We start from the raw sequence: 24489 nt of genomic DNA, 5'->3' as shown, positions 1-24489 counted from the left end.
GCTGTCGACAGCCTCACAACTTGTAAGCCTGCTTAGCCAGATTATAAGCGAGATCCACGGCTAATTCTGCCGCCTCATACTCGTCAAGCCGGTGCTCGGCCACAAGCCTTGCCAGAAAACCGCAATCCATACGCCGCGCGACATCATGACGGGCAGGGATTGAGAGGAATGCGCGCGTATCGTCGTTGAAGCCGACAGTGTTGTAGAACCCGGCGGTTTCGGTGGTCATTTCGCGAAAGCGACGCATGCCCTCCGGACTGTCGTTGAACCACCAGGCCGGTCCCAGCTTCAGCGCCGGATAGTGACCAGCCAAGGGCGCTAGCTCCCGGGAATATGTTGTTTCATCCAAAGTGAAGAGGATGAAGGTGAAGTCAGTGTCGTTGCCGAACCTGTCTAGCAGGGGACGCAAAGCGTGGACATATTCGCAAGGCAGCGGAATATCCGCACCCTTGTCCCGTCCGAAGCGTTCAAAGAGCTTGCGGTTGTGATTGCGATAGACACCCGGATGCAACTGCATCACGAGGCCGTCCTCAACGCTCATGCCGGCCATCTCGGTCAACATCTGGGCTCGAAAAAGCTCGGCATCTTCCGCTCGAACGTTCTCGCCTGTCACACGGGCAAATAGCGCCTCGGCTTCCGCAGTCGGGAGATCCGCAGTCCGCGCGGTCGGATGCCCGTGATCGGTCGAGGTCGCACCCATCTCCGCGAAGAAAGCTCGACGTTTGCGGTGCGCAGCGAGATATCCCTGCCAGCTGAAGCAATCCTCGCCCGTCAGGTCGCCAAGTACCCCGAGGTTGTCGCGAAAGCCTTCGAATTCGGGGTCGATCACCGGATCGGGGCGATAGGCGGTTATGACGCGCCCACCCCAGCCACTCTCTCGTATTGCTCGATGGTGGCGAAGATCGTCCAGAGGGCTTTCGGTAGTCGCGATAACTTCGATATTGTATCGTTCGAACAGGGCGCGCGGTCTAAATGCATCGGTTGCCAGCGCATTGGTGATGGTTTCGTAATAGAAGTCGGCCGTATCCGCGCCGAGTTGCACATCGATCCCGAAGCTCTCGGCAAAAACCCAATCGAGCCAAATCCGCGACGGCGTACCGCGGAACAGATGGTAGCGTTCAGCAAAAAGGCGCCAACTTTTGCGTGGGTCGGCATCAGGATTTCCGATACCCAGATCCTCAAGTTCAACTCCCTGCGAATAGAGCATGCGGAATACGTAGTGATCGGGATGCAGCAGCAGTTCGGTCGCATTCCCGAAACTATTGTCCGTCGCCCACCATTCAGGATCGGTATGACCGTGGGGGCTAACGATCGGAAGATCGATCACGTTTGCATAGAGCGAGCGTGCAATGTTGCGAATTGTCGGATCTACCGGGAAAAGGCGATCGGGATGAAGCACGAGCGGGTTCACCATAGTCTCTATCCAATCGCTCGCTGATAGCGCTGGCGTTTTTGCTCCATATCCTGGCGCGCTTGGGCGACAGCCTGCTCTTCTGTCGCGAACAACAGGCTGTCGAGGACGGCGCTGAGATGTGCGCGCATCGCCGCGCGCGCGGCTTTCGGATCGTTCGCCTCCAAGGCGGCAAGGATGGCGCTGTGCTCGTCAACCACGGGTTTGACATTGGCGACCCTGGCTTTGGCGTGCAGCAGAGCACTTTCCTTCGACGTTTCGCGCATAGCCCAAAGGCGAGCAACAGCATCGATGACAGCCGTGTTGCGAGTTGCGGCCGCAATCGCGAGATGGAATTTTCGATCCGCGTCCTCTTTGCCTCCGGTTTGAGCGTTTTCTGCGTCGATCTGTGCAACCAGTTGGCGAAGCTCATCGAGTTCTGCGGGGCTGATTTGTGTGGCAGCGAGCGCGGCGGCCTCACCTTCGATAAGCAAACGCGCCTCAGTCAATTCGAACGCGCTGATGCCGAAGGCGATATTGTCTTTGTCTCCAGGCAGCTTAACCACATACGCACCTGAGCCAACCCGCACCTCGACCAAGCCCTGGACTTCGAGCGCGATGATCGCTTCCCGGACAGTTGGGCGGCTGACATCGTAAGTTTGCGCAAGATCGCGTTCGGCGGGCAGCCTTTCGCCCAGCGTATACCGTCCTGCCTCTAGGTCACCCATCAACCTGCGCGCCAGGCTCTGATAGAGCCGCTTGCTACCCGGTTGCCCAATTTCGGCTGCAGGAGATGTGCCTTGATTGTCCATGATCGCACTCCATAGCGATTGATACCTTGCATTTTGGTCTAACCAATATAATCAAAATGGCAGGCCAAAAGCAGGAGTCAAGCATGATCAATACCATCAGCCCGGAATACCGTTCATGAAGATCACTTCCGCGAAGATCATTGTCACATCTCCCGGGCGTAATTTCGTCACGCTCAAGATTCAGACAGATCAGGGCGTTTACGGAATTGGCGACGCTACGTTGAATGGGCGTGAGCTGTCAGTCGTGTCCTATTTGGAAGACCATGTGATCCCCTGCATCCTGGGGATGGACCCGCAACGGATAGAGGATATCTGGCAGTATCTCTATCGCGGAGCCTATTGGCGACGCGGGCCGGTGACGATGCGTGCGATTGCTGCGGTGGATGTCGCGCTATGGGATATTAAGGCGAAAATGGCGGGCATGCCACTTTACCAATTGCTTGGCGGGCGAAGCCGGGATCGCGTGATGGTCTACGGCCATGCCAATGGCAGGGAGTTCGCCGAGACGGTCGATGCAGTGGGTCGTTATGTCGATCTTGGTTATAAGGCCATTCGTGTACAGACCGGCGTTCCGGGCATCAAGGATGCATATGGTGTTGGCCGCGGCGATCTCTATTATGAGCCAGCCGATGCGCGGCTGCCCAGCGTAACTGGGTGGGATACGCGCAAGGCGCTGAATTATGTGCCCAAGATGTTCGAGAAGCTGCGCGAAACCTTTGGCTTCGACTATCACCTGCTGCACGATGGGCATCACCGCTACACGCCACAGGAAGCAGCCAATCTTGGTAAGATGCTTGAGCCCTACCAACTGTTTTGGCTCGAGGACTGTACCCCGGCCGAGAATCAGGAAGCATTCAAACTGGTGCGCCAGCATACTACCACGCCGTTGGCCGTAGGTGAGATTTTCAACACGATCTGGGACTGCAAGGATCTGATCCAGAACCAGCTTATCGATTACATCCGCGCCACTATCGTCGGCGCTGGCGGTGTGACACATCTGCGCCGGATCGCCGACTTCGCGAGCCTTTACCAAGTCCGCACCGGCTGCCACGGGGCGACCGATCTTTCGCCGGTCACAATGGGTACGGCGCTACATTTCGATACCTGGGTCCCCAACTTCGGGATACAGGAATATATGCGCCATACGCCGGAAACCGACGAGATCTTCCCGCATGATTACAGCTTCGAGGAAGGCCATTTGATGTGTGGTGAAACACCTGGCCACGGCGTGGACATCGATGAGAAGTTGGCAGCGAAGTATCCCTATAGCCAGGCATGTCTTCCGGTCGCCCGCCTCGAAGATGGTACGATGTGGAACTGGTGAGCGGGAAACGGGTCACCTTCATCGGCGAGGGCATGTTCGAGCTTGCCGTGCGCCCGGCCGGCGGATGGGAGTTGGGGCATGGCGGCGATACGCTCAACACCGCGCTGCATATGGCGCGGATGGGCCTCAACGTCGCTTTTGCCAGTGCGTTGGGTGGAGACGCTTTCAGCGACGGGCTGCGGAAAGCGTGGACGGAGGAGGGGTTGGACCTGTCAATGGTGCTTTGCGATCCATCGCGTAGCACCGGACTTTATGCCATTTCCGTCGACGAGGCGGGCGAACGCAGCTTTACCTACTGGCGGAGCAACAGTGCTGCACGGCAAATGTTCGCCCTCCCGGATTCCCGGAAGATCATCGAGTGCGCGGTGCAATCCGATTTACTCGTCTTCTCGCTTATATCGCTGGCAATCCTGCCGCGTCGGGGACGGGATGCCTTGATCGCCTTGGCTCACGAGGTACGTGAGCTCGGCGGAATGGTTGCTTTCGATGGCAACTATCGCCCTCGCTTGTGGCAATCCCCTACGGAAGCCTTGTCCGTGCGCGATGCGGCCATTGCGACTGCAACCATCGGGCTGCCGACGCTCGAAGATGAAATCGCACTCTCGTCTGGCGTTACCGCAGAGAGCGTAGCAAGCCATTGGCTTGCCCTTGGTTGCAGGGAAGTGATCGTCAAGCTGGGTAAGGCGGGATGCCGTATGCCCGATGGTTCAATTGTCACCCCGGGGATCGCTCTCGATCCGGTCGATACGAGCGGGGCAGGCGATGCGTTTAACGCTGGCTATCTCGCGGCGCGACTTCGCGGCTGCTCTGGTGTCGATGCGGCGCAACAGGGTCATGCTCTGGCCGGCTGGACCATCATGCGCCGTGGCGCCATCCCGCCCCGTGATGCCCATGCGCCTTACGCCTGAGAACGCTCACCACGTTTGCTCCACAGCAGACTCCATAACACTATAGCACCGGCGAGGTCGAGCGCGGCGAGCGCCACGAACAACGGATCATATCCATAGGAATCCGCGCTTTGCCCGATGAGGAAGGTAAAGCCGAGGCCGCCAATCCATGCGAAGGTGCCAGCCATACCGCTCGCCGTGCCCACAGCTCGCGCGTCGAACACGTCGGAGCACAATGTCAGCAATGCGCCATTGAGCATCTGGTGGGCAAAACCGCCAAGGCAGAATAAAGCGATCGCAACTTCAGGGGAACCGGCCAGTCCGATAAAGGCCAACGCGCCCATGCACAGCGCTCCAATGGTCATCGTGATTTTCCGCGAAGCGATAAGGGACGTACCGCGTTTCATTAGCACGGGAGGCAAGACACCTGCCGCCAAAGATCCGAGGTCGGCCGCGACGAAGGGCAGCCAAGCCATGGCTGCGATCCCGGCGAGATCCACATCCCAGACCGCGACAAGATATAGCGGTATGAAGAAGTTGAAGGTCTGCCATGCCGGCTCGGCCAGGAAGCGCGGAATCGCGATAGCCCAGAAGCCGCGCGATTTGATGACTTCGCTACGGGTAGCGGGCTTGGATTGCCCGTCCTCCACATCGCGTCCACCTTCGATATGCGCGCGTTCGGCATCCGTCAGCCTGGCGTGATCCTGCGGATCGCGGTAGCCGATCCACCACATGACGGCCCAAACAAGACTCAATGCGCCTGTTACGAGAAATGCGGACTGCCAGCCCCACGTCCAGATGCAGAAAACCACGATTGGAGGTGCCAGGATCGATCCGAAGCTGGTGCCGATCTGGAAGGCGCTGGTGGCCAAGGGGCGCTCACGGGGCGGAAACCAGGTCGCGACGGTCTTTGTGCCCGCCGGTATCGCTGCCGCTTCCGTGGCACCAAGCAGACCGCGAAAGAAGGCCAGCCCCTGCCACCCGGTTGCCAAACCGTGCGCCATGTTCGCTAGCGCCCAACCCACTGCGAAGATGAAGAAACCAAGGCGCGTGCCCAACGCATCGAGTACCGCGCCAGCCACGGTCTGCATGATCGTATAGGCGGCCTGAAAGGCCATGACGATGTAACTGTACTGTTCGGTAGAGAGGTCAAATTCTTCGGTGAGCGTCGGTGCCGCAACCGAAAGCGTCGCGCGAGCGAGATAGTTGAGGACAGTGCCAAGCGTAACCAGCCCGATGATCCACCACCGGATGTTGCCTTTGAGTCTGAGCCGCATACGTACTACCTCTCATGTTGGCCAGTCCAATATTGATATTGGACTGGCCAGTCAAGCGTAGGTGTTCTTACCTCTCTTGTATCGAGGCCGGTTCGGGAGATGTGTCAGGGGGAGGTAATGGACAATCGAGGCGCGGATTTGCGCTATCTATTGCGGGTGCTTCCAGACCCTGCTGACAAGGAATATCAAGGTAATTGACCCAACGATGGGCGCAAGGCTCATGAATGCGCGCAGTTGCACTGAACCGATCCCGCCATCGCGATAGCTGATTGAATTCAGCGCAAGTCCAACGATGACCACAGCGATGGCCTGAGAAATCTTGGAGACACATGTAAACAGGCCATATCTGCTGGTAGTGCTTTCGGGCGCGTTGGCGTTCGCCTTGGCCAGCATACTCCAGATGGTCATCGCGACTCCGCCAAATCCGCCCCGTAACAGAATGCCGCGACCAAGGTCGGAACGCCACCGAGGTGCCCGAAGTTCCAAAAAGCAAATCCCGATAATCCGTAAACCACTGATGACACCAACAGGATCCGCACCATTTCAATACGCGCCCCGAGCCACCCCAAGCAGGTTGGAACAAGATTTGGCCGAGGGATATGGCTAGCAAGAAATAAGCCGCCACCGCCTTTTCGCGTAGAATGTAAGCGACGAAAAATGATTCGAGATTGGCGAAGATTGCTGACGTCAGATTGAGCAGGAATATGGACGCAAGGGCCGCGAAAAATAGGAAGGTCATGGTCTTTGGTTCGCGCGATTGCTGTGGGATCGGCTCCGATACGGAAAATGAACCTTCCGGACGTGTCTGTCGCATAGTACCGGTGAAGCGGACAAATCCGTAAAGACTGCCTGCACATAATATCGAAACCCCCGAAACGGCAGCGCATAGCATAGCGAAACTCAGCGCAGATGCGGGTGCGTTGCCGGCGCGAATTATGGGAGTTATCGCTCCAGCGACAACTAGCGCTGCGGCGCCGGCCACCACATATCTAGTCGCCGCGAGGCGTGTTCGCACCGCGTCAGTCTTCGCGGCAAATGCCATAAATGCATTTTGTGGCACATCGTAAAGCGAGTAGCCGATTCGAAAGAGCAGTAGTGTGACGATCGAATATGGCAATTTCGCTGCGTCGGGCATGAGCCCAGAACATGCGAATGCGACAAAAGCTACTGCCGCGCACCAGGATCCTACTAGCTGAGAGACGCTGGCTGCGTAGATGGAGCGGACGCGAGATTGCAGGCCTCTACCAATCATCAAGTCCAGCGCTGCGTTGACTAGCAGTGATAGGCCGATTGCCCAGCCCATCTGACTTGGCGCAACGCCGACAATCTCGGTCAGGAAAAAGGCGAACGCCAAGGAACTTGTGACCCACAGGAGGCTTTTCCCGAAATGCGCAAGCCCATAGGTTACCGTCAGGGCTGTTGTGCCGTTCTTGCGCGTTTCTGCCACTTTTCGCCTTGCCCCTATTTTGCGAGAGTTGCCGTTTCGAACATTTTCACCGTGATCACACTCGTGGCCGAGTTAAACTTTCGCTGACAGCTTGATCTTTTGGGCATGGTTAGCTTGATAGCGCAGTTCGATTTCATTGAAAGGCGGATAATTGGAACTGGATCTTAGCCTCAATCAGCGCTCCGTGCTTGAGTTAATCAGACGTCATCAGCCGGTTTCGCGGGCTGAGCTATGCGGGTTGAGCGGGTTGACGAGCGGTGCGCTTGTCCGGCTCACGCGAGAACTTCTTTATCGCGGACTGATCGAGATTGGAGAGGTTGTCGCTACCGGGCGCGGCCAACCCAAGCAGCCGCTTTTGATTAGTTCTGATGGTGGTTTCTCGGTCGGAGTGGCATTCTATCCTCGACAGATGGATCTGGTGAAGATCGACTTTTCGGGCAAGGTCTTGCGTGAGGTAACTCATCCATTCGATGATGCGCCACCAGCGCAGACTGCTGATTTCATCGGCCATGCGGTCAGACAGTTTCTTGGTCGTCCGAGCGTCGATTCTGAGCGATGCTTTGGTCTTGGTATTGCGGTTCCCGGATATCCCACCAGCGACAAATCAGGACTGCACACAGTCGAAGCCTTAGCGTCCTGGCGTGGTTCTGACATGCGGCAACTTGTTTCGCAGGCGACAGGTCTGGATGTCTGGGTCGAAAACATTGCGTCCGCCGGGGCCTTGGCCGAGTTGTATCGTCAATCATCGCAAGGCCCTCGGAACATTATCTTCCTGCATATCGGATATGGCGTGGGGGCCGGATTGATCGTTGGGGGAAGGCTCTATCGCGGGTGCGGAGGTAATGCCGGTGAGGTGGGGATGTTCTTTCCATTGAGCGAACCGCGGCCCTCCGCGCTCGATTTCCTTGAAACGGTAAACACAAGCGGCAAAGGCTACGAAACCCTCGCCGAAATCGACTTCTTGCTGCAATTGAATAATCCAGTAGCGCAGGATTGGATGGATAGAGCGTCAGACCAGGTAGCCGAGCTGGCTAAAGTAGCGAAATACTGGTTCGCACCCGACGAGTTCGTTGTCGGTGGACCATTCGGTGATCAGTTCATCGCCAAATTTGCCGAGAAACTGGTTCACAAGATTAGTTGTATCAAGGATGACATGCCGCCGCTGTCGATCCGCGCGGCCTGGGCGGGGCAGCGGGTTGCAGCTGTTGGCGCTGCCTTCCTGCCGATCCATCACAAATGTTCTCCATCTCCCGTGGCTTGATTTCATAAGCGGTCATTGGCGAACCCAGCCGAGCGAGGCGATTCGAATCCATCGAGCCTCGGGCCACTTACCCCTCGTTATACCAGCCAGCAGCCACCAGCAGGTTCGACCGCTGGTTCGTGCCACGAAGGTCGAAGGTCTACGGATGCTGATCCCGGCTCCGGATACTCTCATCCGATCCAGATGGCTGCGGTGCTTAATTTCATACACGCAAGCTCAAACGCACCCGATCAGCCAGCTTAAACTGACAGCGTAACTTTAACTTGACAACCTTCCTGCCATCTGGTCATACCAATTCGCAGCAGTTGCCGCTGTCGTGCGGTGTTCTGACGTTTGAGGAGGAAAATATGAGCACCAAGTTGAAGCGCACGCTGTCTTGTGGATGTGCGATCGCCGCAGTTTCCCTAGCCATTTCTGGCCCGGTGAATGCTCAAGAGACCGATGTTCAAGAGGCCGATGCTCAAGGGGCAAGCGAAGCTGAAGGGGATGTTATTATCGTAACCGGCTTTCGGGCTAGTCTTGACAGCGCAAATGCGATCAAGCGCAACAATGTCGCTGTATCAGAGGCTATCGTTGCGGAAGATATTGGTAAATTTCCAGACCTGAACCTCGCTGAAGCGCTTCAGCGGACCACTGGCATTACGATCACTCGTGACAATGGCGAAGGTCAGCAAATTTCATTGCGCGGTTTGGGTCCGGAATTTACTCGCGTACAATTAAACGGAATGTCAGTTTCATCCGCCAGCATCGGGGGAACCGACCAGAATGCGCTTGGACGCGAATTCGATTTTGATCTTTTTCCCTCGGAATTGTTCAATCGGATCGATGTAGCGAAATCGCCTACTGCGGATCTCGAAGAAGGCGGCATCTCAGGAAACATCAGTTTGCGGACGGCCCGACCGTTCGACTTTGATTACGGCACAACGGTTACGGCTTCTGCTCAGCTGGGTTATAGTGATTTGCCGGACGAGTTCGACCCCCGGGGGCATGTCTTGGTCTCTCATCGCGGGGACAGCTGGGGTGTAACCCTTCAGGCGGCGTATTCGGAACGGACTGTTCGCGTCGATGGCGCGAGCTCCGTTGACTGGACTACTCCAAACCTTGGTGGAAGTTTTGACATCAGTTTTCCCGCGGATACGAATGTTGCGCCTGCACTCCAGGCGGAGCTTCAGGATACTCTCTTTCCGCGACTTCCCCGTACCGAGTTTCAGTTGACCGAACGGGAGCGGTTGGGGCTAGCGGGCGCGCTTGAATTCCGACCGACCGACGACACGTCGCTATCATTGGATCTTGTGTATGCGACATTGAGCCGCAATACATTGCGCAGCAATCTCGACGCCGTGTTCAGGAGTCAGGGTGACATCGAAGTCGTGGATGCGACAGTGTCTGATGGAGCCATTGCAACCGGTACATTCCGGAATGTCGAGCGGCGAGCGGAAACAAGGCAGCTAATCGAAGACACTGACATCTGGCAGGTTGCCTTAAGCGGCGAACATAGGCTGGCGGACAATTTGGTTCTGTCAGGCTTGGTCGGCTACTCTGAATCCGAGTATGACAATCCGGTTCGCACGACATGGCTTTATCAGGTCGTCGACTCCGAGGTCATGCTCGATTTCACCGAGGATCCGAGGTTGCCTGGCATCACATCGAATGTCGATCTGACCGATCCCGCAAATTACTCGCCAGCAGCCCTTCGCATCAGAGGGCTCAACGGGCAGGACGAGGTCTTTACGAGCAAGTTTGATCTTGAGTGGGGAGATGACGACGCTAATCTGCAATTCGGCGGCTTCCTGAACATTTATGAGAAATCGTTGGTTTTCATCAGGAATGACCGTGCGATTTCCGGTCCCGGTTATTCGACGATTTCCCAACTTCTACCCGCTGACAACTTTGCCGGAGACCTGGGCAACAATGGCCAGTTTCCCGCGCAATACCTGATTGCAGACCCTGCGTTAGGTAACTCGGTCCAGTTCAATGCCGGAGGCGACATGGTGACCACGGCCGACCTGTATGCAGCGGCGCCGGTCCGGGAGGCTGATACTTTTGCAATCGAAGAGCAGACCTATGGCGGCTACCTCGCCGGGAATGCCGTTACCGAACTGGCTGGAATGCCTTTGAGCGTCAATGTTGGCGTCCGCGTAGTCCAAACGGATCAGACTTCTGATGGCTTCTCCAATGGTGAGGCTGTGTCGATTGACAATAGCTACTTTGACATACTTCCCTCGGCGAACCTCAAGCTCGACGTAACTGACAATTTGGTGCTGCGGGCCGCGTTCGGGCAAAGTATGACGCGCCCCTCCCTCCAGGCCCTACGCCCGAATACCAGCGTGCGAATTGGGAACACGGGATCGGGTGGTAACCCAACCTTGCAGCCATTCCGTTCCCGCCAAATCGATCTTGGTGCCGAATACTATTTCGATAGCGGGGCGGTCCTTGCAATCGCGGGCTTTTACAAGTCAATTGACGGATTCATCGTCAATGAAGCGGAGGAAGTGAGCCTCAGAGATCTGGGTATTCCGCTAAGCTCACTGGACCCGCAGGGTTTCGAGGGTGTGACTTTGGACACTCTCTTTACGATTTCGAGGCCAGTGAACAGCTCGGATCCAACCGAGGTGAAGGGGATCGAGATCGCCTATCAGCAGCCGCTCGATCAGCTGCTCGATGGACTTGGGTTCATCGCCAATTACACCTATGTCGATTCATCGGTTGAGGCGCTGAGTGGGGTGGTGACAATCAACACCACTTTGCCGGGTTTGTCGAAGCATAGCTATAACCTGACTGGTTATTACGAGACTGACGCCTACTCGTTGCGTGTTAGCTACAACTACCGTGACGATTTTGTAGAATCGACCTTTATTCGTGATCGCACTGGGCTACTTCGGACCAGAGAGGGTGCGGGCTTCCTGGATTTGTCTGCTTCGGTGAATGTTACTGACAATGTTGCTGTGACGTTCGAGGGCATCAACCTGCTTAACACCAACGAGTATACATTCACCGGTCGTCCGGAATTGTTCAACCGGTACATCACTGCAGGTCGCCAGTTCTTCTTCGGCCTTCGAGCGAACTTCTGAAGCATTGAGAACGGCGGGGGGAGACCAAGCGTGTCCTCCGCCGATTACAAAGAGGTTCGCATGATTTCACGCGGCAAATTTTGCTTGGCCTTGCTTGCGTTCGCATTGGGCGGCTGCGCATCCTTGACGTCGCCACCTGAAGAAATTCAGCAAGTTCAAATCCTCAGGGACAAGCTCTTTGATCCGCGTGGCGAGGTCCTTGTTGTGGCTCATAGAGGCTGTTGGGAGAATGCTCCTGAGAACTCGATCAAGGCGCTCGATGATTGCATCGAGCTGGGAGTTCCCGTTGTAGAGGTTGATGTGCGGCGCACCGCTGACGGGGTATTGGTTGCAATGCACGATGAAAGCATCGATCGCACTACAACAGGCTCGGGCCGAGTTTCGGAGCTTCGCTACGGTGAGATTGCGCTGTTTCACCTGAAGGAAGGGGCGGGCGGATCGCTATCCACGAGTACCGACCAAAGAGTACCCAAACTCGAAGAGATCCTGCTCAGAGCGAGCGGGCGCGTTCTCATCAATATTGATGCCAAGGCCGAGATCTACGACGATATCATTCGAGAGCTACGATCTTTGGATCTATTGGATCATGCCATCTTGAAGGCCGAGGTCGATCTCAGCAACGTCTCGTCGTTCTATGAATCGAGGCTCTTCGATGATGTGATCTTCATGCCGAAGTTCACCGAAGGTGATCAAAGCCTGAGCGATTTTGCGTTGGCCATAGAGCGGTTTCGGCCCGTTGCGGTTGAGCTCAAGTTTTCGTCGGAAAGCTTTATTCGTGAGGGCGCGGTTGATCTTGCTGAGATGGGCACACGTATTTGGGTCAATACACTTTCGGAATCGCCGGAGAAGTCGGCTGGCCATACTGATGCACTCGCGTTGAGAGATCCTGATGGGCACTGGGGACACTTAATCACGCTAGGCGCATCGATTATTCAGACCGACCACCCTCGGGTCTTGCTGGAATTCTTGAGTTCAAATCGGCTGATTTCCATATCGGGACGCCCGCAACACTTGAGTGGTACACAATTCGCCTGTGCGCGCTCGCCGAGGGTTTTGCAGGGCGATGATCGGCGTACTGGTCTTCGAGCTGGTTGTCCTAGCTTTCTTGCTGCAACTGGGTCTGGCGCAGGAGTGGGGATCAGCGAAAACTGCATTGGTGTCTGCGGCTCCTCTTCTCCCATCATGCCGGGGGACGTGAAGTGAAGCAGATTGATTGGCTGCTCGTTTGCCTATTCCCCGCTCTCTCATTGCTAATTGGCCTGCTTGTTAGCAAGCGAGCCGGAGAGTCGAGTGAGAGTTACTTCCTATCCGGCCGTAACATGCCGTGGTGGTTGCTTGGAGCTTCACTAGTCGCAACGACCTTTGCCGCAGATACACCCAACCTGGTCACTGAGATGGTTCGAACTGGAGGTGTTTCCAAGAACTGGCTGTGGTGGGCTTTCCTGCCTTCCGGTGTCCTCACCGCATTTGTCTATGCCAAGCTTTGGCGACGGTCGCGGATCCTGACTGATCTGGAGTTCTATACCTTACGCTACTCGCCTAAGATGGGGGGTATATTGCGGACGTTCAGGGCGCTGTATCTTGGGGTTTTGTTTAACGTATTGACTATGGCTGCTGTCACTTTGGCGGCGATCAAGATCGGTGCCGTTATGGTGGGTGCTGAGCCTTGGCAGGTGATCCTGACCATGGGCGTGGCGACCATGCTTTTTTCCACCGCAGGCGGCTTTCTTGGTGTAGTTGTTGCCGACCTTGTCCTCTTTGTTGTTGCCATGGGCGGCGCGATTGCTGCGGCCTGGTTCGTGCTCGACATGCCGCAAATCGGCGGATTGGCGGGGTTGGCCAGCCATCCGGCGGTGGCCCCGAACCTCTCGATCCTGCCTGACTTTGCGGATTGGGAAGTGGCCGTGGCGATCTTCATCGTGCCGCTGGCAGTGCAGTGGTGGAGCGTCTGGTATCCCGGTTCGGAACCGGGCGGCGGAGGGTATGTCGCGCAACGCATGCTGGCTGCGAAGGACGAAAAGCATTCGGTCGGTGCGGTGCTGTTCTTCCAGTTCGCTCACTATGCAGTGCGCCCCTGGCCGTGGATCATCGTCGCCTTGGCTTCGCTGATCCTCTATCCCGACCTCGACTCGATCGAGCGGGCGTTCCCCGATGTCGCACCATCGGTGATCGGGCACGATCTCGCCTATTCCGCCATGCTTACGCATTTGCCGAGCGGTATTCTCGGGCTGGTCGTAGCTTCGCTCGCCGCTGCCTATATGTCGACCATCGCCACCCAGCTGAACTGGGGCGCATCCTATGTCGTCAACGACTTCTGGGTGCGGCACGTCAATCCCGAAGCCTCGGATGCCGAACAGGTGCGCGTCGGACGTTTCGCCACCGTCGCACTGATGGTCATGGCAGGAGTGCTCGCGCTGTTCCTGTCGAATGCGCTTCAGGCATTTCAGATCCTACTCGCGGTCGGTGCTGGCACCGGCCTGCTGTTCCTGCTGCGTTGGTTTTGGTGGCGGATCAACGCGCAAGCGGAACTGGCGGCCATGATTATCAGCTTTGGCGTTGCCGTGATGATGGCCTTCCTGGCTCCGGACGATTGGTCGGATAGCTTCCGCCTTGTCGCTTCGGTTGCAATTACCACTGTCGGCTGGCTGGCCGTAACTTTCCTGACTAAGCCGACGGACAATCAAGTGCTCTACGACTTTGTCAAGCGCATCGATCCGCCCGGCCCTGGCTGGCGCAAGATCCGTGAGAGTGCCGTGCGTGAGGGGGTCGATCTCCCTACCTCTCCCAATCGCTTCCTTGCGCGCGGCCTCGCCTGTGTCCCTGCCGCCCTCGCGCTGATCTATGCCAGCCTGTTCGGCATAGGCGCACTGCTGTTCGGGCAAGTGGGCGCAGCTCTCATCTATTTTGCTGTCGCCGCTATCGGTGGCTTCGTCATCTGGCGCCTCTGGCCGGGTCTATTTGAACCGGAAGCGTTACTCCATGAATTTTCTGGCAAGGAAAAGGGATGACCAAGCCTAGTTTGATGGAGCAAGAGGCGAGAGAAAGCGCTGACTGCGTGCGACGTCAGATATTTCAAGTAGAACGGGTCGTCGGTGAGATCGCCGATGAGATAATGGCGCAGGATCTCGATCTCATAGTAACTTGCGCCAGGGGAAGTTCCGACCACGCGGCACTCTTCGGCAAGTACCTTCTCGAACCACTTCTGGGGCTGCCTGTTACGTCGGCATCGCCTTCACTTGTGTCAGTCTATGATGCTGACCAGCGGCTTTCGCGTGCATTGACTGTCTCGATCTCGCAGTCCGGCAAGAGTCCCGATATTGTTGCCTACGCCGAAATGGCTCGCGCAGCTGGTTCGCGCACGTTGGCAATCGTCAACACTCCAGGCTCGCCGTTGACGGAGTCGGCAGATTGGACAGTGCCGCTTGGTGCAGGAACCGAGAAAAGTGTGGCGGCAACCAAGAGCTACATCTGCACCCTCGCTGCGCTTGTGCAACTAGCCTCGGCACTTGCGCCTACGCGTGATCTCGATGTCGTACTGAAAGAACTGCCTGAAGTGCTCGAACGTGCAACTTCCCTTGATGCGGATGCGATGGTTCGTTTCCTTTCCGAGGAGAAGAGCTGTTTCATTGTCGGGCGAGGGCTTGGTTTCGCGATCGCCCAGGAGGCGGCGCTCAAACTCAAAGAGACCTGTGGCATTCATGCTGAAGCGATCAGTGCCGCCGAGGTCCAGCACGGCCCAATGGCCCTCCTTGCGCAAGGCGTTCCTGTACTTTTTCTGGTGCACGGGGATCGAACTGAGGAAGAGCAGGTCGCGCTTGCTCATCGCTTTGCAAACGAAGGTGCAAAAGTCTTTCTGGCTGCGCCTGACCGTTTCGATCCTGACCTCTCCATTGTGGAAGGACAATCGCACATTTCGTCCGCGATCGGGATGATCCAGACCTTCTATCTCATGGCCGCACAACTCGCGGCCGTGCGCGGAAATAACCCGGATCAGCCACCTCTCCTGAAAAAAGTAACCGAGACGCATTGATGGCGGCCTTGCTCACCAATGCGCGCCTCGCAACGCCAGAGGGGATCCGTGATGGATTGGCACTGCGGGTGGCTGGAGGAGCAATCGATGCGATTGCTCCGATCGAGAGCTTTGCGGAATCGGACGACAGGGTGGTCGATCTATCGGGTGCGCTGATTACTCCCGGCCTTATCGACGTTCAGGTCAATGGCGGTGGCGGTGTCATGCTGTGTGACGCCCCAGAATTATCGACACTCGAAAAGATGGTTCGCGCACATCGTCCCTATGGGACAACAGCGATGTTGCCGACGCTGATCACGTCGGATCTCGATATCATGCGTCGAACCGCCGAAGCTGTGAACGAAGCGTTGCAATCGGACATGCCCGGTATTCTGGGCGTTCATTTTGAGGGGCCGTTGCTAAACCCGGCTCGTAAAGGCGTACACGATCATACGCTTTTCCTCCGCCCGGAGAAAGAGGTGTTCGACATCCTCACTTCGATACAGGGAGGCAAAACGCTCGTTACTCTGGCACCCGAGCAGGTCGGTGTGGACATGATTTCCGAGTTAGTGTCTCACGGCGTGATCGTATCGATCGGGCACACGGATTGCACATTTGAACAGGCGCAGGCCGCGTTTGCCGCCGGGGCGACCTGCGCCACCCACCTATTCAATGCCATGCCACCTATGCTCGGGCGTGCACCAGGCCCGGTTGCCGCAGCAGCGCTGGACCGGAATGTCTACTGCGGCCTGATAGTGGATGGGCATCATGTCGATCCTGCATCGATGCGTTTCGCCGTGCGGGCAAACGGAGTCCCTCGCACCATTCTGGTCACCGACGCCATGTCCAACGTCGGCGCTGACCTGTGCGACTTCAAGTTGGGGAATACCGAGGTTCACTATTCCGACGGGCGCCTGGCAACAGCCGAGGGCACGCTCGCAGGTTCAGCCCTTTCGATGGCCGAAGCGGTTCGTAATGCCGTCTCGATGCTTGATCTCCTTCCCGAAGAAGTGATTGCCATGGCAACTCGAAGTCCGGCTGAGCTTCTGGGCTTGGAGGGTGCACTTGGTACGCTTCAGGTCGGCAGGCGCGCCGATCTCACAGTTTTCGATGAGCAACTGCAGGTCACGCACACAATGGTTGCAGGAGACCTGCAAGCGCATTCGTTCGATCAGGGGCGGGGCTGATCATGAGCGCCTCCCCGGAAGTTGTACGAGGCCCTGAATTGGCTGCCGACATTGGCGGGACGCATGCTCGCATCGCACATGTCGATTGGGAAGGTGGGGCTGCAGTCCTTTCCGGCTTTCGCAAATACCGTTGCGCCGAATTTTCCGGCCTGTCCGATATCTTGGAGCTCTATTGCAACGAGACCGGTTGCGACGCGCCGGTACGGTTCAGCGCGGCGGTAGCCGGGGCGGTATCGGAGGGCAAGGTGCTCGCGACCAATGTCCCGTGGGACTACGGTTTCGATCAACTGCCCGATCGATTCCCCGGGATCGAAGTATTCCCATTGAATGATTACCATGCGGTCGCAATTGGCACGCAGCACCTTTCGCCAAACGAAGTACTGCAGCTCACTGAAGGCGATCCGCAAACAGATGGTTTGGCAATTGCAATGGGGGTTGGGACAGGGCTGGGCGCCGCGATCAGATCCGGTTTCGGGCCATCCCTGCAGGTGTTCCCAACCGAACTGGGTCAGACGCGCCTAGGCGCCCATCGAGGTCTTGAGTTTGAAGTTCTTGGCCTGCTTGCTGAAAGTAATGGCTTTGTCCGGGTCGAGCGCATTCTTTCAGGCCCTGGCATTGCCGCGACCTACTCAGCTGTAAGGCGCGTTCTCGGACTCGAAGACAACGAACTGGCTCCCTCTGAAGTGGTCAGTCAGGCAGTCGATGGCGAGGAAAGCGCTTACGCCGCGGTTCAGCTTGTCGTGAGCGTTCTGGCCAATCTGTTGGGCAATCTGGCGGTCATGCTCAGTCCGCGCGGAGGCATCTACATCTCCGGTGGCGTAACCCCGCGGATCGAGAGCTTTTTGCGCTCACCGGCCTTTTACGCAGGACTTAATGCCAATGAGCCGATGGCGGGGCGGATCAGTGATGTTCCGATCATGATGGTTCGCCGCGATGATATTGGAATCTTGGGAGCAGCACATTGGATGCGGCTCCGAACGACAGGGGCGATCACCGAATGACAGTACTTGGGAAAATCAGGGTAGGGATTTGCGGCTTTGGCGAAAGGATCAGCCACGTCGCGCGAACCTTCGTTCGCAACGATAGCCGGTTCGAGTTTGTTGGATATGTAGATCCGGCGGAGAAATCGAATGGGCTTATGCTTGGCAAGTCGGCCCAGAACAGCCTTCGGCGGATCAGTTCGGCGCTGACAAATGTTCAGCCAGCCTTGGCCTATCAGCCGACCGGGGATTGAGCATTGAACGGCTAAGCGGCGATATCGAGAATTGCGATGTCGCGTCCATCGAGCAAGTTGGCGATCTTCTCCGAAACGCGATTGGCAGCCAAGCGCAAGGCCTCATCAAGGTGGACGTAGGTCTGGGTTGAACCGCGTGCACCATGCCCGAGCAGTCCGGCAATGGTCAGTTCCGAGAAGCCCAAGTCCCCTGCCACGCTGCCAAAAGTATGGCGTAAAATGTGTGGCGAAACACCTTCGATGCCTGCAATCGCACAGAGTGTGCGTAGAACTTGTGGAACAGCGGAGAAGGGGCGGTCGACAAGATCGGAGGGAAAGAAAAGCGGCAGGCCACGCTTTTGTGGAACCGAAGTCAGGACCGAGATCGCAGACTCGCCGATCGGTCTGATCTGGCCATCGGTCTTGGTATCGGGAAAGTGCACGAAACCTTTATCGGCATGAAGCCAGCCGCGCTCCATGCCGATCACTTCGGAGATCCGATAGCCTGTCAGGAGCAGGACTCGTATCGCGGCAAGGCCGGTCGGGTTTTCGCCATTGCGCTCAGCTATCGGGAAGGCTTTGCCGAGTTCCCGGATTTCTTCGGCGCTCAGTCGCCGCGTGCGCGGCTTTGCGGCGATCTTGCGAACACCTGCCGCCGGATTGTTCTCGACCAGGTCATAGCGCAGGGCATGGGCAAGGATGCTTCGCAGGGTGGCTACGGCTCGACCTGCAACACCAGGGCCTCCGGTGGTCCGGCCGCTGCGACCTCTTGCACGCCTCAGCTTGGCTGTCCGTCCAACTGCAATATCTGATTGCATCTTCTCAATGTCCGCAGTGCGCAGATGGCGGACTTGGCGGTTACCGACCAACGGTTTGATATGTGTCTCGATGCAGCTGCGATCCATCGCCAGCGATGAAGCCTTGATCGGCCTGTGCTTGCGGCCCAGCAGTTTCCCTGACTCGGCATTCTCGAGATACCAATTGCAAACCTCGCCAATGGTAATCGCTGCCCGCGACTGCGCACGCTCTTCTGCCGGGTCGGCACCACTGGCGACTGAACCCAGTTTCATAATGGCTTGCTTGCGTGCCTGCTCGACCGTCAGGACGCCATAACGAGCAAGCACGATCCGCCGACTGCGCCCTTCTTCATTGCGGTACTGGAGCACGAAGACCTTGAGGCCCGAGGGCATGGCCCTGACACCGAACCCACGAAGCTCTTCATCCCACAGAAATATCTGCCCCTTCGCGGGAATGGCCATGCTGTCGACACTGCGCTTGGTGAGTTTGCTCATGCTGTCCTGCCTTTCTCGGCAATTTGCTTACACAAGCGATTCCGGTTGGCAATGTAAGCACATTGTAAGCAAACGAAGAGAAACTCTGGCGTCGGAAAGGCAGATTCCTGCGTAGGCAGGTTTCAATTATCTATAGCAATATCAGGTGGATATCGTGCCGCAGCGTAGATTGGCGGTTTTCCGCAAAGTCCTTTGGACGAAATTCGTAATGATGGGGTCACAGGTTCGAGTCCTGTAAGCGGCACCACTGCCTTTTCTCAAACGTCTCAAATCGGTGATTTTCTGCGGGTTTCCAGCCATATTGGCCGAAGCCGGTATCTCGCTTGTTCCATGAAGTGCCCCCAAATCTGGCGGCTTTGGGCGCAATGGTTGGGCGCATAGCGACCGGAAAGAAGGCGATGCCCCGATATCCCCGAAGGCCGCAAAGATACCGGCGTTCAAGCCCTCCCAGCGGCACTATGGGTAGTCCGACGGCCAAAGCATGCACCGCGGAGTCCGACCGAGCGGTTCGAACCCAGGTCCAGGTACTACAAATATCGGTTCCTCGGCTCCGAGAAGCGCCTTTCACTCGGTTTGTTTCCAGAAGCACGGCTCGCCGACGCACGGGAGCGGCATGATGATGTTCGTTGTGCGGTCAATGCGGGATCGGGGACGGCTTTGCCGTACCGCCGCATATCCCGGGACTCGCCTGCGGAACCTGCACCTTCGCAGTGAAGTCGGATAAGCGACTTCCGAAGAGTATTCTGGCGATCGCGTCGGCTGTCGGCGCGCTTGCCTTGAGTTGTGCACCCTGGACCGACGCGGGTTTGAGGCCTTCGAGATACGAAGAACTGATGGCTGCTACGAAGGCCCAGGGTGCATGTTGGCTCAGGCCGCGCGCATTTCCGGGATCATTTCGACCAGGCCGAGGACTTCGGCCGTCTCCCACTCGCTGGCCGACATCTCTGCGACAGCGCTGAAAAACGGCATTCCCAGATGGAAGCACGTGCCATCTTCCAGCTGGTTGTCCAGGTACTGCCCATTCGGCGATTCGAAGACCAGCAGCATCTCGGTTCCGATATCGCTCCAGGGCAGATGGTTGTTGCCCACCGATTCGAGAACGAGGTCGCCCTCGCTATAGCTGCCATCGTCATAGGCCCAGCGACCGGACAGGGTGTAGGCGAGGGCGGTGCAGTGATGCGAATGGCGTGGCATCTTGGCGTCGGGCTCGAAGCGAACCGACATGACCACTCGCCCGGTATCCTGGTCGACATCGTGCATCCGGATACTGACTCCTTCCGCGCCCGGGACTTTGCCCGTCAGGTCGAGCCAGTCGCCATCGGCTTTTCTGATCACCTTGATTGCATTGCTGCTCATTGCATTCTCCTCTTCTTGAAACGGGACTGGTTCGGCGGTTTTCATCGCCGATTAGCGGTCGCGAGAGCATTGGCCGCCTCGTCTATGTCGCTCTCGGCCATGACCGCGGCGATGGTATTCATTGCTCCTGTGGGGTCCGCGCGCTCACCGCTTCTGAAAAGCAGAAGCTGCGCCCGGACATAGTCCGCGCCCTGGCCGGCGAGCCTCGGTGCGGGATTGCCGGGATCGGCCGAGCCTTCGAGTCCCGCGCCATGGCATGCCGTGCAGGTGGCCAGCGCTTGGGGGACCGACTGTAGTTTCGTGGCAGGCCCGTCTTGAGCGGCGAACCAGCGAGAGAGGCTGTCGATTTCCGCATCGCTCAAAGAAAGCGACAGGGGCTGCATGATGGCGGAGCTTCTCGAGCCATCTGCGTAGGCGCGCAGTTGTTCGGCGACATAGTTTTTCGGGTGCCCGGCAATCGAGGGGTAGATGTCGGATTTACTCTTCCCGCCATCGCCGTGGCAGCCGAAGCAGCCTTCGGCGACTTGCAGGATCGGCTGCCGCTCGATCGCTTGAGCCTCGCTTGCCATGCGCTGTTCGATGGCATTGGCAGCGAGATAGGTATCGACCAGAGGATAGGCGAAATAGCCGACACCGAGGGCAAGGGCTGCTCCGATCAGGACCGTGCGGCGCTTCATGCCTCGGCCCTCAATGCCTGAAGCGTTTCCAGCGCGGCTTTCCTGCCGGACCGCACGGCGCCGTCCATATAGCCGTTCCAGATGCCGCCGGTCTCGGTGCCCGACCAGCACAGCCGGCCGCACGGCTCGTCGAGCGCCGCCATGAGAGGGCTGGTCAGAAGTCCCGGGGGCATGGGCGACACACAACTCACGCTCCATTCCTCCTGCCCCCAGTCGTGCAGGTGGAACTCCGTCGGCACGAGGAACCTGTCGTCGTCCAGCGACTCCGCAAAGAGCCTAGTCAGTTGCCGCTTGGCGGTCTCGTGATCCGGACTGACCTCCCCGACGCGAAGGAAGGCGTTGATGACTCCGATCTCCTGCTGCGGAGGCGAATTGTCGTAGGCCCAGATCAGCGGCCCATCGGCGGAGAGGATTTGGCCGTTATAGCCTTCGTCGAACCAGAACGGGCGTTTGTACGCCATCGCGGACTTGCACATGGGCGCATGCGCCGGCCAGCGATCCTGCAAGGCCCGGCGCGCATCGGGCAGCGCAGGGGCGAATGCGATCTTGCGGCAGAGTGGCGGGGACAGCGCCATGATGATGCGGCGGGCGCGCAGCCGCCCCTTCGTCGTTTCCAATTCGACGATGTCCCGGTCCCAGTTCCTGATCGCTTTCACCGCGGTTCCGAGCTGCACCTTGGCCCCGAGTTCGTCCGCCATCTTGTCGGCCAGGACCTGCGAACCGCCGACGAACCGTGTCTGCTGTGCACCGCCCTTCTGTGCTTCGAGGCGCTGGAAGCCCCCGGCAAAGTTCAGCATCGAGAGATAATAGAGCATCGAGCAATTCCCGATGCCGCTGCCGACCGTCAGCACGGAGGCGATTTTCATCGTGAGCAGATCGAGACCACCGACGTTCTGGCGCGCGAGCCACTGCGCAATACTCATGCGGTCCAGTTCGCGCGCGTTGGGCGCCGTCCACGGCCGGTCATGCGGCACTTGCGCCGCAAGAGCGTCCAGTCGCTTCATCAAGCCCGCTTCGATTTCAATCGAACCGTCGGATTCGAAAGCGACGCGATCGGAGCCCCAGCGGAAGACCATACGCCCGTCGTAAATCGAGTCGAAAGTCTCGACTTCCAGCTCGCGGGCCAGGTCGGCAATGGCCGTTTGGCCAGGGCCGATCCATTGCCCCCCGGCCTCGCTGAAATGCCCACCGGCCAGCCTGTGATTGAGGACGCGGCCGCCCACCCTGTCCCGTGCTTCGAGCACCGCGAAGGAGTTGTTCCCTGCCCGGTCGAGGTCGCGGGCCGCGGTCAGGCCTGCGAGCCCCGCACCCACGATGATCACGTCGAGAATTTCCGGGTCACCTTGGGCGACCGCATCGGTCGCACCGGTGGCGGATACCGCAACCGCAGCTAGTGCGCCGCTCGCCAGGAGGCTGCGGCGATCGATTGCGGGGCCGCGTGCCGATAGATTATTCATACCTTCCCCAAACACGATAATTATCGAATCAAGGGATAGCTGTGATGATACGTTTCGTCAATCTGTGACCGAATGTACTCATATTGCCCGGACAACGGCCTTGTAAAACAGATATAAATCGATAAAATAGGTCGTGACTGTCCGTGCGTGGGTGAAGCGTCGCGAAGAGAAGGAAGGATGGGGTAGTATGACAGATAGAGTAGGGCTCATGCCTATCAGGGCGGCAGCGCTCCTGGCCGCCGCCTTGTGCCTGGCCGTTTACCCGCTGTTGTTGACAGGCGTCGATTTCGATGCCGCTCTGCTTGAGCATCCCGCTGCGATGGTCGAGCTCGACGGGGCCGCGATACTCTGGCTCGAGAGGGCCATGCTGGCCGATATGCTGGGCTTCTATCTCTTGCAGATTCCGATTGCGATTTTCCTTCACCTGCGGCTGCGCGCCAATCCGGTGATGAATTACGCGACTGTGTTCGGTGTCGGATATTGCCTCATCGGTGCTATCGGTGCAGCCGCTCTCTCGGTCGCCTGGCCCACGCTCTCGGCGCTTTATCAATCGGCGCCGAACGAAGCCGCCCGCATTGCCCTGCGCGACAGCTTTACAACGATCTCCGCTGTCGTGAATGTGGGTCTCTGGGGGCGCGCCGAATTCCTGCTGGGTGCTCTCTGGTGGATCCTCATCGGTTTCGCGGCTGATGGAACGATGCGCGCATTTCGCGCGGCTTCATGGGTGCTGGGCGGCGCGACGGCGATGGCCTGGCTGGGCAATCTCGTCTCGGCGCCCTTGCTCGCGGAGCCCGCACTGATGGCCTATATGGTTCTCGTGCCGGTTTGGCTCATCACCATGGTTGTCGGTGTTCGCCCGCCCAATGCGTGATTCCCGTTCCAGTTGGCCGGGCTCGCTGCGACTACGAACAGCCCGCGTTCGAGTCTCGAAGCATGAACTACTCGGCTTCGAGGTTCACGAAGCGAGCCGAACGGATCCTGGCCTTGAAGAAGGGAAAGTACGCGTCCGTTCCGAAATGGTTGCCGCCTTCGACGCGTGTCGGGATCCGATAACCGCCGAAATCGCGAAAGTCGGACAGGGACCCTCCAAACGGTTGAAATCGGTAGGTTTCCTCGGGATTGGCCGAACTCCAGCGCTGAATCGTTACGGCGGTCGGTCGGCCATCGGCCGCGATGCCGATCTCGACGGCCTGCTCGAAGCTTCCGTTCGACACGATGGCCCGAGCGGTTTTCGGTCCTGCCTCCTCCCAGCGCACGTGGTCGCTGGGCAACAGGCTTGCCGGTGCCCAGAACGCGGCTTCGGCCACCAGTCGGCCGAACGCCGAACGCAGATGGTCGCTATCGTCCGAAACCCGTACTACGGGGACGAGGCCCATGAACCAGAAGCGAGTCCAGGAACGGCTGGATTCCAGGCCGTCGGAGCCTCCTATCGCGCCGGCGTCGAGCCTCCACACGAACCCACGCGGCGGTGCGAGAATCTGGCTCGCCCGAAAATCGCGATAGCCCGGATTGCCCTTGTCGCCGAGCCCGAGTTTGCCTTCCATCTCGAGCATGACAATGGAGGAAAGCGGCGTGCCGGGCGTGATCGTGTAGTCGAAATAGCGCCTCGCCGCCTCCGGCAGGTCTTCCACCATCGCCCTGTCGAACCGTTCGGGCGTGGTTTTATCCGCTGCGGCCAGCTTGTCCCACACCGCCCTTTCGATGCGTGTGTCGTTCCAGCGCCAGAAAGCCAGCGATGCAAAACATACCGCAACAATCACAGCAAGCACGATCAGGATCTTCAACATGACTTAACTCATAGGGGCTTGCTTGGGGCGCCGTACCGATAT

At 58.0% G+C, this 24489-nt stretch carries 20 protein-coding genes and 1 pseudogene; 11 read left to right on the top strand and 10 right to left on the bottom strand.

Features of this window, described 5'->3' with window-relative positions; all coding sequences use genetic code 11:
* Positions 1 to 13: 13 nt before the first annotated feature.
* Positions 14 to 1414 carry a glucuronate isomerase gene (uxaC, locus tag DVR09_RS14170; protein ID WP_115417620.1) on the bottom strand — a complete coding sequence of 467 codons (1401 nt, stop codon included), beginning with the start codon at positions 1412 to 1414 and terminating at the stop codon, positions 14 to 16.
* Positions 1415 to 1419: 5 nt separating this feature from the next.
* Positions 1420 to 2202: a FadR/GntR family transcriptional regulator gene (locus DVR09_RS14165; protein ID WP_115417619.1), complete on the bottom strand. Its 783-nt coding sequence runs from the start codon at positions 2200 to 2202 to the stop codon at positions 1420 to 1422.
* Between the two features lie 115 nt (positions 2203 to 2317).
* Between DVR09_RS14165 and manD the strand changes: the two genes are divergently transcribed.
* Both manD and DVR09_RS14155 read left to right on the top strand, forming a co-directional pair.
* A complete protein-coding gene (manD, locus tag DVR09_RS14160) occupies positions 2318 to 3526 on the top strand; it encodes a D-mannonate dehydratase ManD (protein ID WP_115417618.1) in 1209 nt (402 codons plus the stop codon).
* Positions 3520 to 4434, top strand: coding sequence for a sugar kinase (locus DVR09_RS14155; RefSeq protein WP_435867820.1), 915 nt, complete (start codon positions 3520 to 3522; stop codon positions 4432 to 4434). Before manD ends, DVR09_RS14155 begins: the two co-directional genes overlap by 7 nt.
* On the opposite strand, the gene DVR09_RS14150 is transcribed toward DVR09_RS14155, so the two are convergent.
* The 3 genes and pseudogenes from DVR09_RS14150 to DVR09_RS17970 all read right to left on the bottom strand — a co-directional run.
* A complete protein-coding gene (locus DVR09_RS14150; RefSeq protein ID WP_115417617.1) occupies positions 4425 to 5690 on the bottom strand; it encodes an MFS transporter in 1266 nt (421 codons plus the stop codon). The two genes, DVR09_RS14155 and DVR09_RS14150, sit on opposite strands and share 10 nt — an antisense overlap.
* Before the next feature lie 147 nt (positions 5691 to 5837).
* Positions 5838 to 6098, bottom strand: a complete 261-nt coding sequence (locus DVR09_RS17695; protein WP_234041477.1) for a hypothetical protein — start codon at positions 6096 to 6098, stop codon at positions 5838 to 5840.
* Between the two features lie 214 nt (positions 6099 to 6312).
* Positions 6313 to 7137 (bottom strand): annotated as a pseudogene (locus DVR09_RS17970) (MFS transporter); the annotation flags it as partial.
* A 151-nt stretch (positions 7138 to 7288) separates the two neighbouring features.
* Between DVR09_RS17970 and DVR09_RS14140 the strand changes: the two are divergent.
* From DVR09_RS14140 to DVR09_RS14110, 7 genes are all read left to right on the top strand, one after another.
* Positions 7289 to 8398 carry an ROK family transcriptional regulator gene (locus DVR09_RS14140; RefSeq protein WP_115417615.1) on the top strand — a complete coding sequence of 370 codons (1110 nt, stop codon included), beginning with the start codon at positions 7289 to 7291 and terminating at the stop codon, positions 8396 to 8398.
* Positions 8399 to 8745: 347 nt separating this feature from the next.
* Positions 8746 to 11469, top strand: coding sequence for a TonB-dependent receptor (locus DVR09_RS14135; RefSeq protein ID WP_115417614.1), 2724 nt, complete (start codon positions 8746 to 8748; stop codon positions 11467 to 11469).
* Between the two features lie 60 nt (positions 11470 to 11529).
* The gene (locus DVR09_RS14130; RefSeq protein WP_162814984.1) at positions 11530 to 12672 is read left to right on the top strand and encodes a glycerophosphodiester phosphodiesterase family protein; all 1143 of its coding nucleotides are present in this window, start codon (positions 11530 to 11532) and stop codon (positions 12670 to 12672) included.
* A complete protein-coding gene (locus DVR09_RS14125; RefSeq protein ID WP_115417612.1) occupies positions 12669 to 14477 on the top strand; it encodes a sodium:solute symporter family protein in 1809 nt (602 codons plus the stop codon). The genes DVR09_RS14130 and DVR09_RS14125 overlap by 4 nt, the downstream gene beginning before the upstream one ends.
* A complete protein-coding gene (locus DVR09_RS14120) occupies positions 14474 to 15499 on the top strand; it encodes an SIS domain-containing protein (protein ID WP_115417611.1) in 1026 nt (341 codons plus the stop codon). The genes DVR09_RS14125 and DVR09_RS14120 overlap by 4 nt, the downstream gene beginning before the upstream one ends.
* Positions 15499 to 16665: an N-acetylglucosamine-6-phosphate deacetylase gene (gene nagA, locus DVR09_RS14115; protein ID WP_115417610.1), complete on the top strand. Its 1167-nt coding sequence runs from the start codon at positions 15499 to 15501 to the stop codon at positions 16663 to 16665. Before DVR09_RS14120 ends, nagA begins: the two co-directional genes overlap by 1 nt.
* Positions 16666 to 16667: 2 nt before the next feature.
* A complete protein-coding gene (locus tag DVR09_RS14110; RefSeq protein ID WP_115417609.1) occupies positions 16668 to 17666 on the top strand; it encodes a glucokinase in 999 nt (332 codons plus the stop codon).
* 244 nt (positions 17667 to 17910) lie between these two features.
* Here the strand turns inward: DVR09_RS14110 and DVR09_RS14100 are convergent, their stop codons facing one another.
* A complete protein-coding gene (locus tag DVR09_RS14100; protein ID WP_435867819.1) occupies positions 17911 to 19137 on the bottom strand; it encodes a tyrosine-type recombinase/integrase in 1227 nt (408 codons plus the stop codon).
* Positions 19138 to 19743: 606 nt separating this feature from the next.
* On the opposite strand from DVR09_RS14100, the gene DVR09_RS18050 reads away from it, so the two are divergent.
* Complete coding sequence (locus DVR09_RS18050) at positions 19744 to 19884, top strand: hypothetical protein (protein WP_435867798.1); 141 nt, start codon at positions 19744 to 19746, stop codon at positions 19882 to 19884.
* Between the two features lie 153 nt (positions 19885 to 20037).
* Here DVR09_RS18050 and DVR09_RS14090 read toward each other — a convergent pair whose 3' ends face one another.
* From DVR09_RS14090 to DVR09_RS14080, 3 genes are read right to left on the bottom strand one after another with little or no spacing between them, the layout of a single operon-like run.
* Positions 20038 to 20526, bottom strand: coding sequence for a cupin domain-containing protein (locus DVR09_RS14090; RefSeq protein ID WP_162814983.1), 489 nt, complete (start codon positions 20524 to 20526; stop codon positions 20038 to 20040).
* A gap of 41 nt (positions 20527 to 20567) precedes the next feature.
* Positions 20568 to 21203, bottom strand: coding sequence for a c-type cytochrome (locus DVR09_RS14085; RefSeq protein WP_115417604.1), 636 nt, complete (start codon positions 21201 to 21203; stop codon positions 20568 to 20570).
* Positions 21200 to 22660 (bottom strand): flavin monoamine oxidase family protein, encoded by a 1461-nt coding sequence (locus tag DVR09_RS14080; RefSeq protein ID WP_115417602.1) that lies wholly within the window; start codon positions 22658 to 22660, stop codon positions 21200 to 21202. Before DVR09_RS14080 ends, DVR09_RS14085 begins: the two co-directional genes overlap by 4 nt.
* A 187-nt stretch (positions 22661 to 22847) precedes the next feature.
* Between DVR09_RS14080 and DVR09_RS14075 the strand changes: the two genes are divergently transcribed.
* Positions 22848 to 23531, top strand: coding sequence for a hypothetical protein (locus tag DVR09_RS14075; protein ID WP_234041476.1), 684 nt, complete (start codon positions 22848 to 22850; stop codon positions 23529 to 23531).
* Between the two features lie 67 nt (positions 23532 to 23598).
* Here the strand turns inward: DVR09_RS14075 and DVR09_RS14070 are convergent, their stop codons facing one another.
* A complete protein-coding gene (locus tag DVR09_RS14070; protein ID WP_115417599.1) occupies positions 23599 to 24447 on the bottom strand; it encodes a DUF6544 family protein in 849 nt (282 codons plus the stop codon).
* Positions 24448 to 24489 lie beyond the last annotated feature (42 nt).

This window comes from Erythrobacter aureus, assembly GCF_003355455.1.
Taxonomy (GTDB): Bacteria; Pseudomonadota; Alphaproteobacteria; order Sphingomonadales; family Sphingomonadaceae; genus Qipengyuania; species Qipengyuania aurea.
Note: the sequence above shows the minus strand (reverse complement) of the source record. Positions and strands in the feature narration are given on the sequence as shown.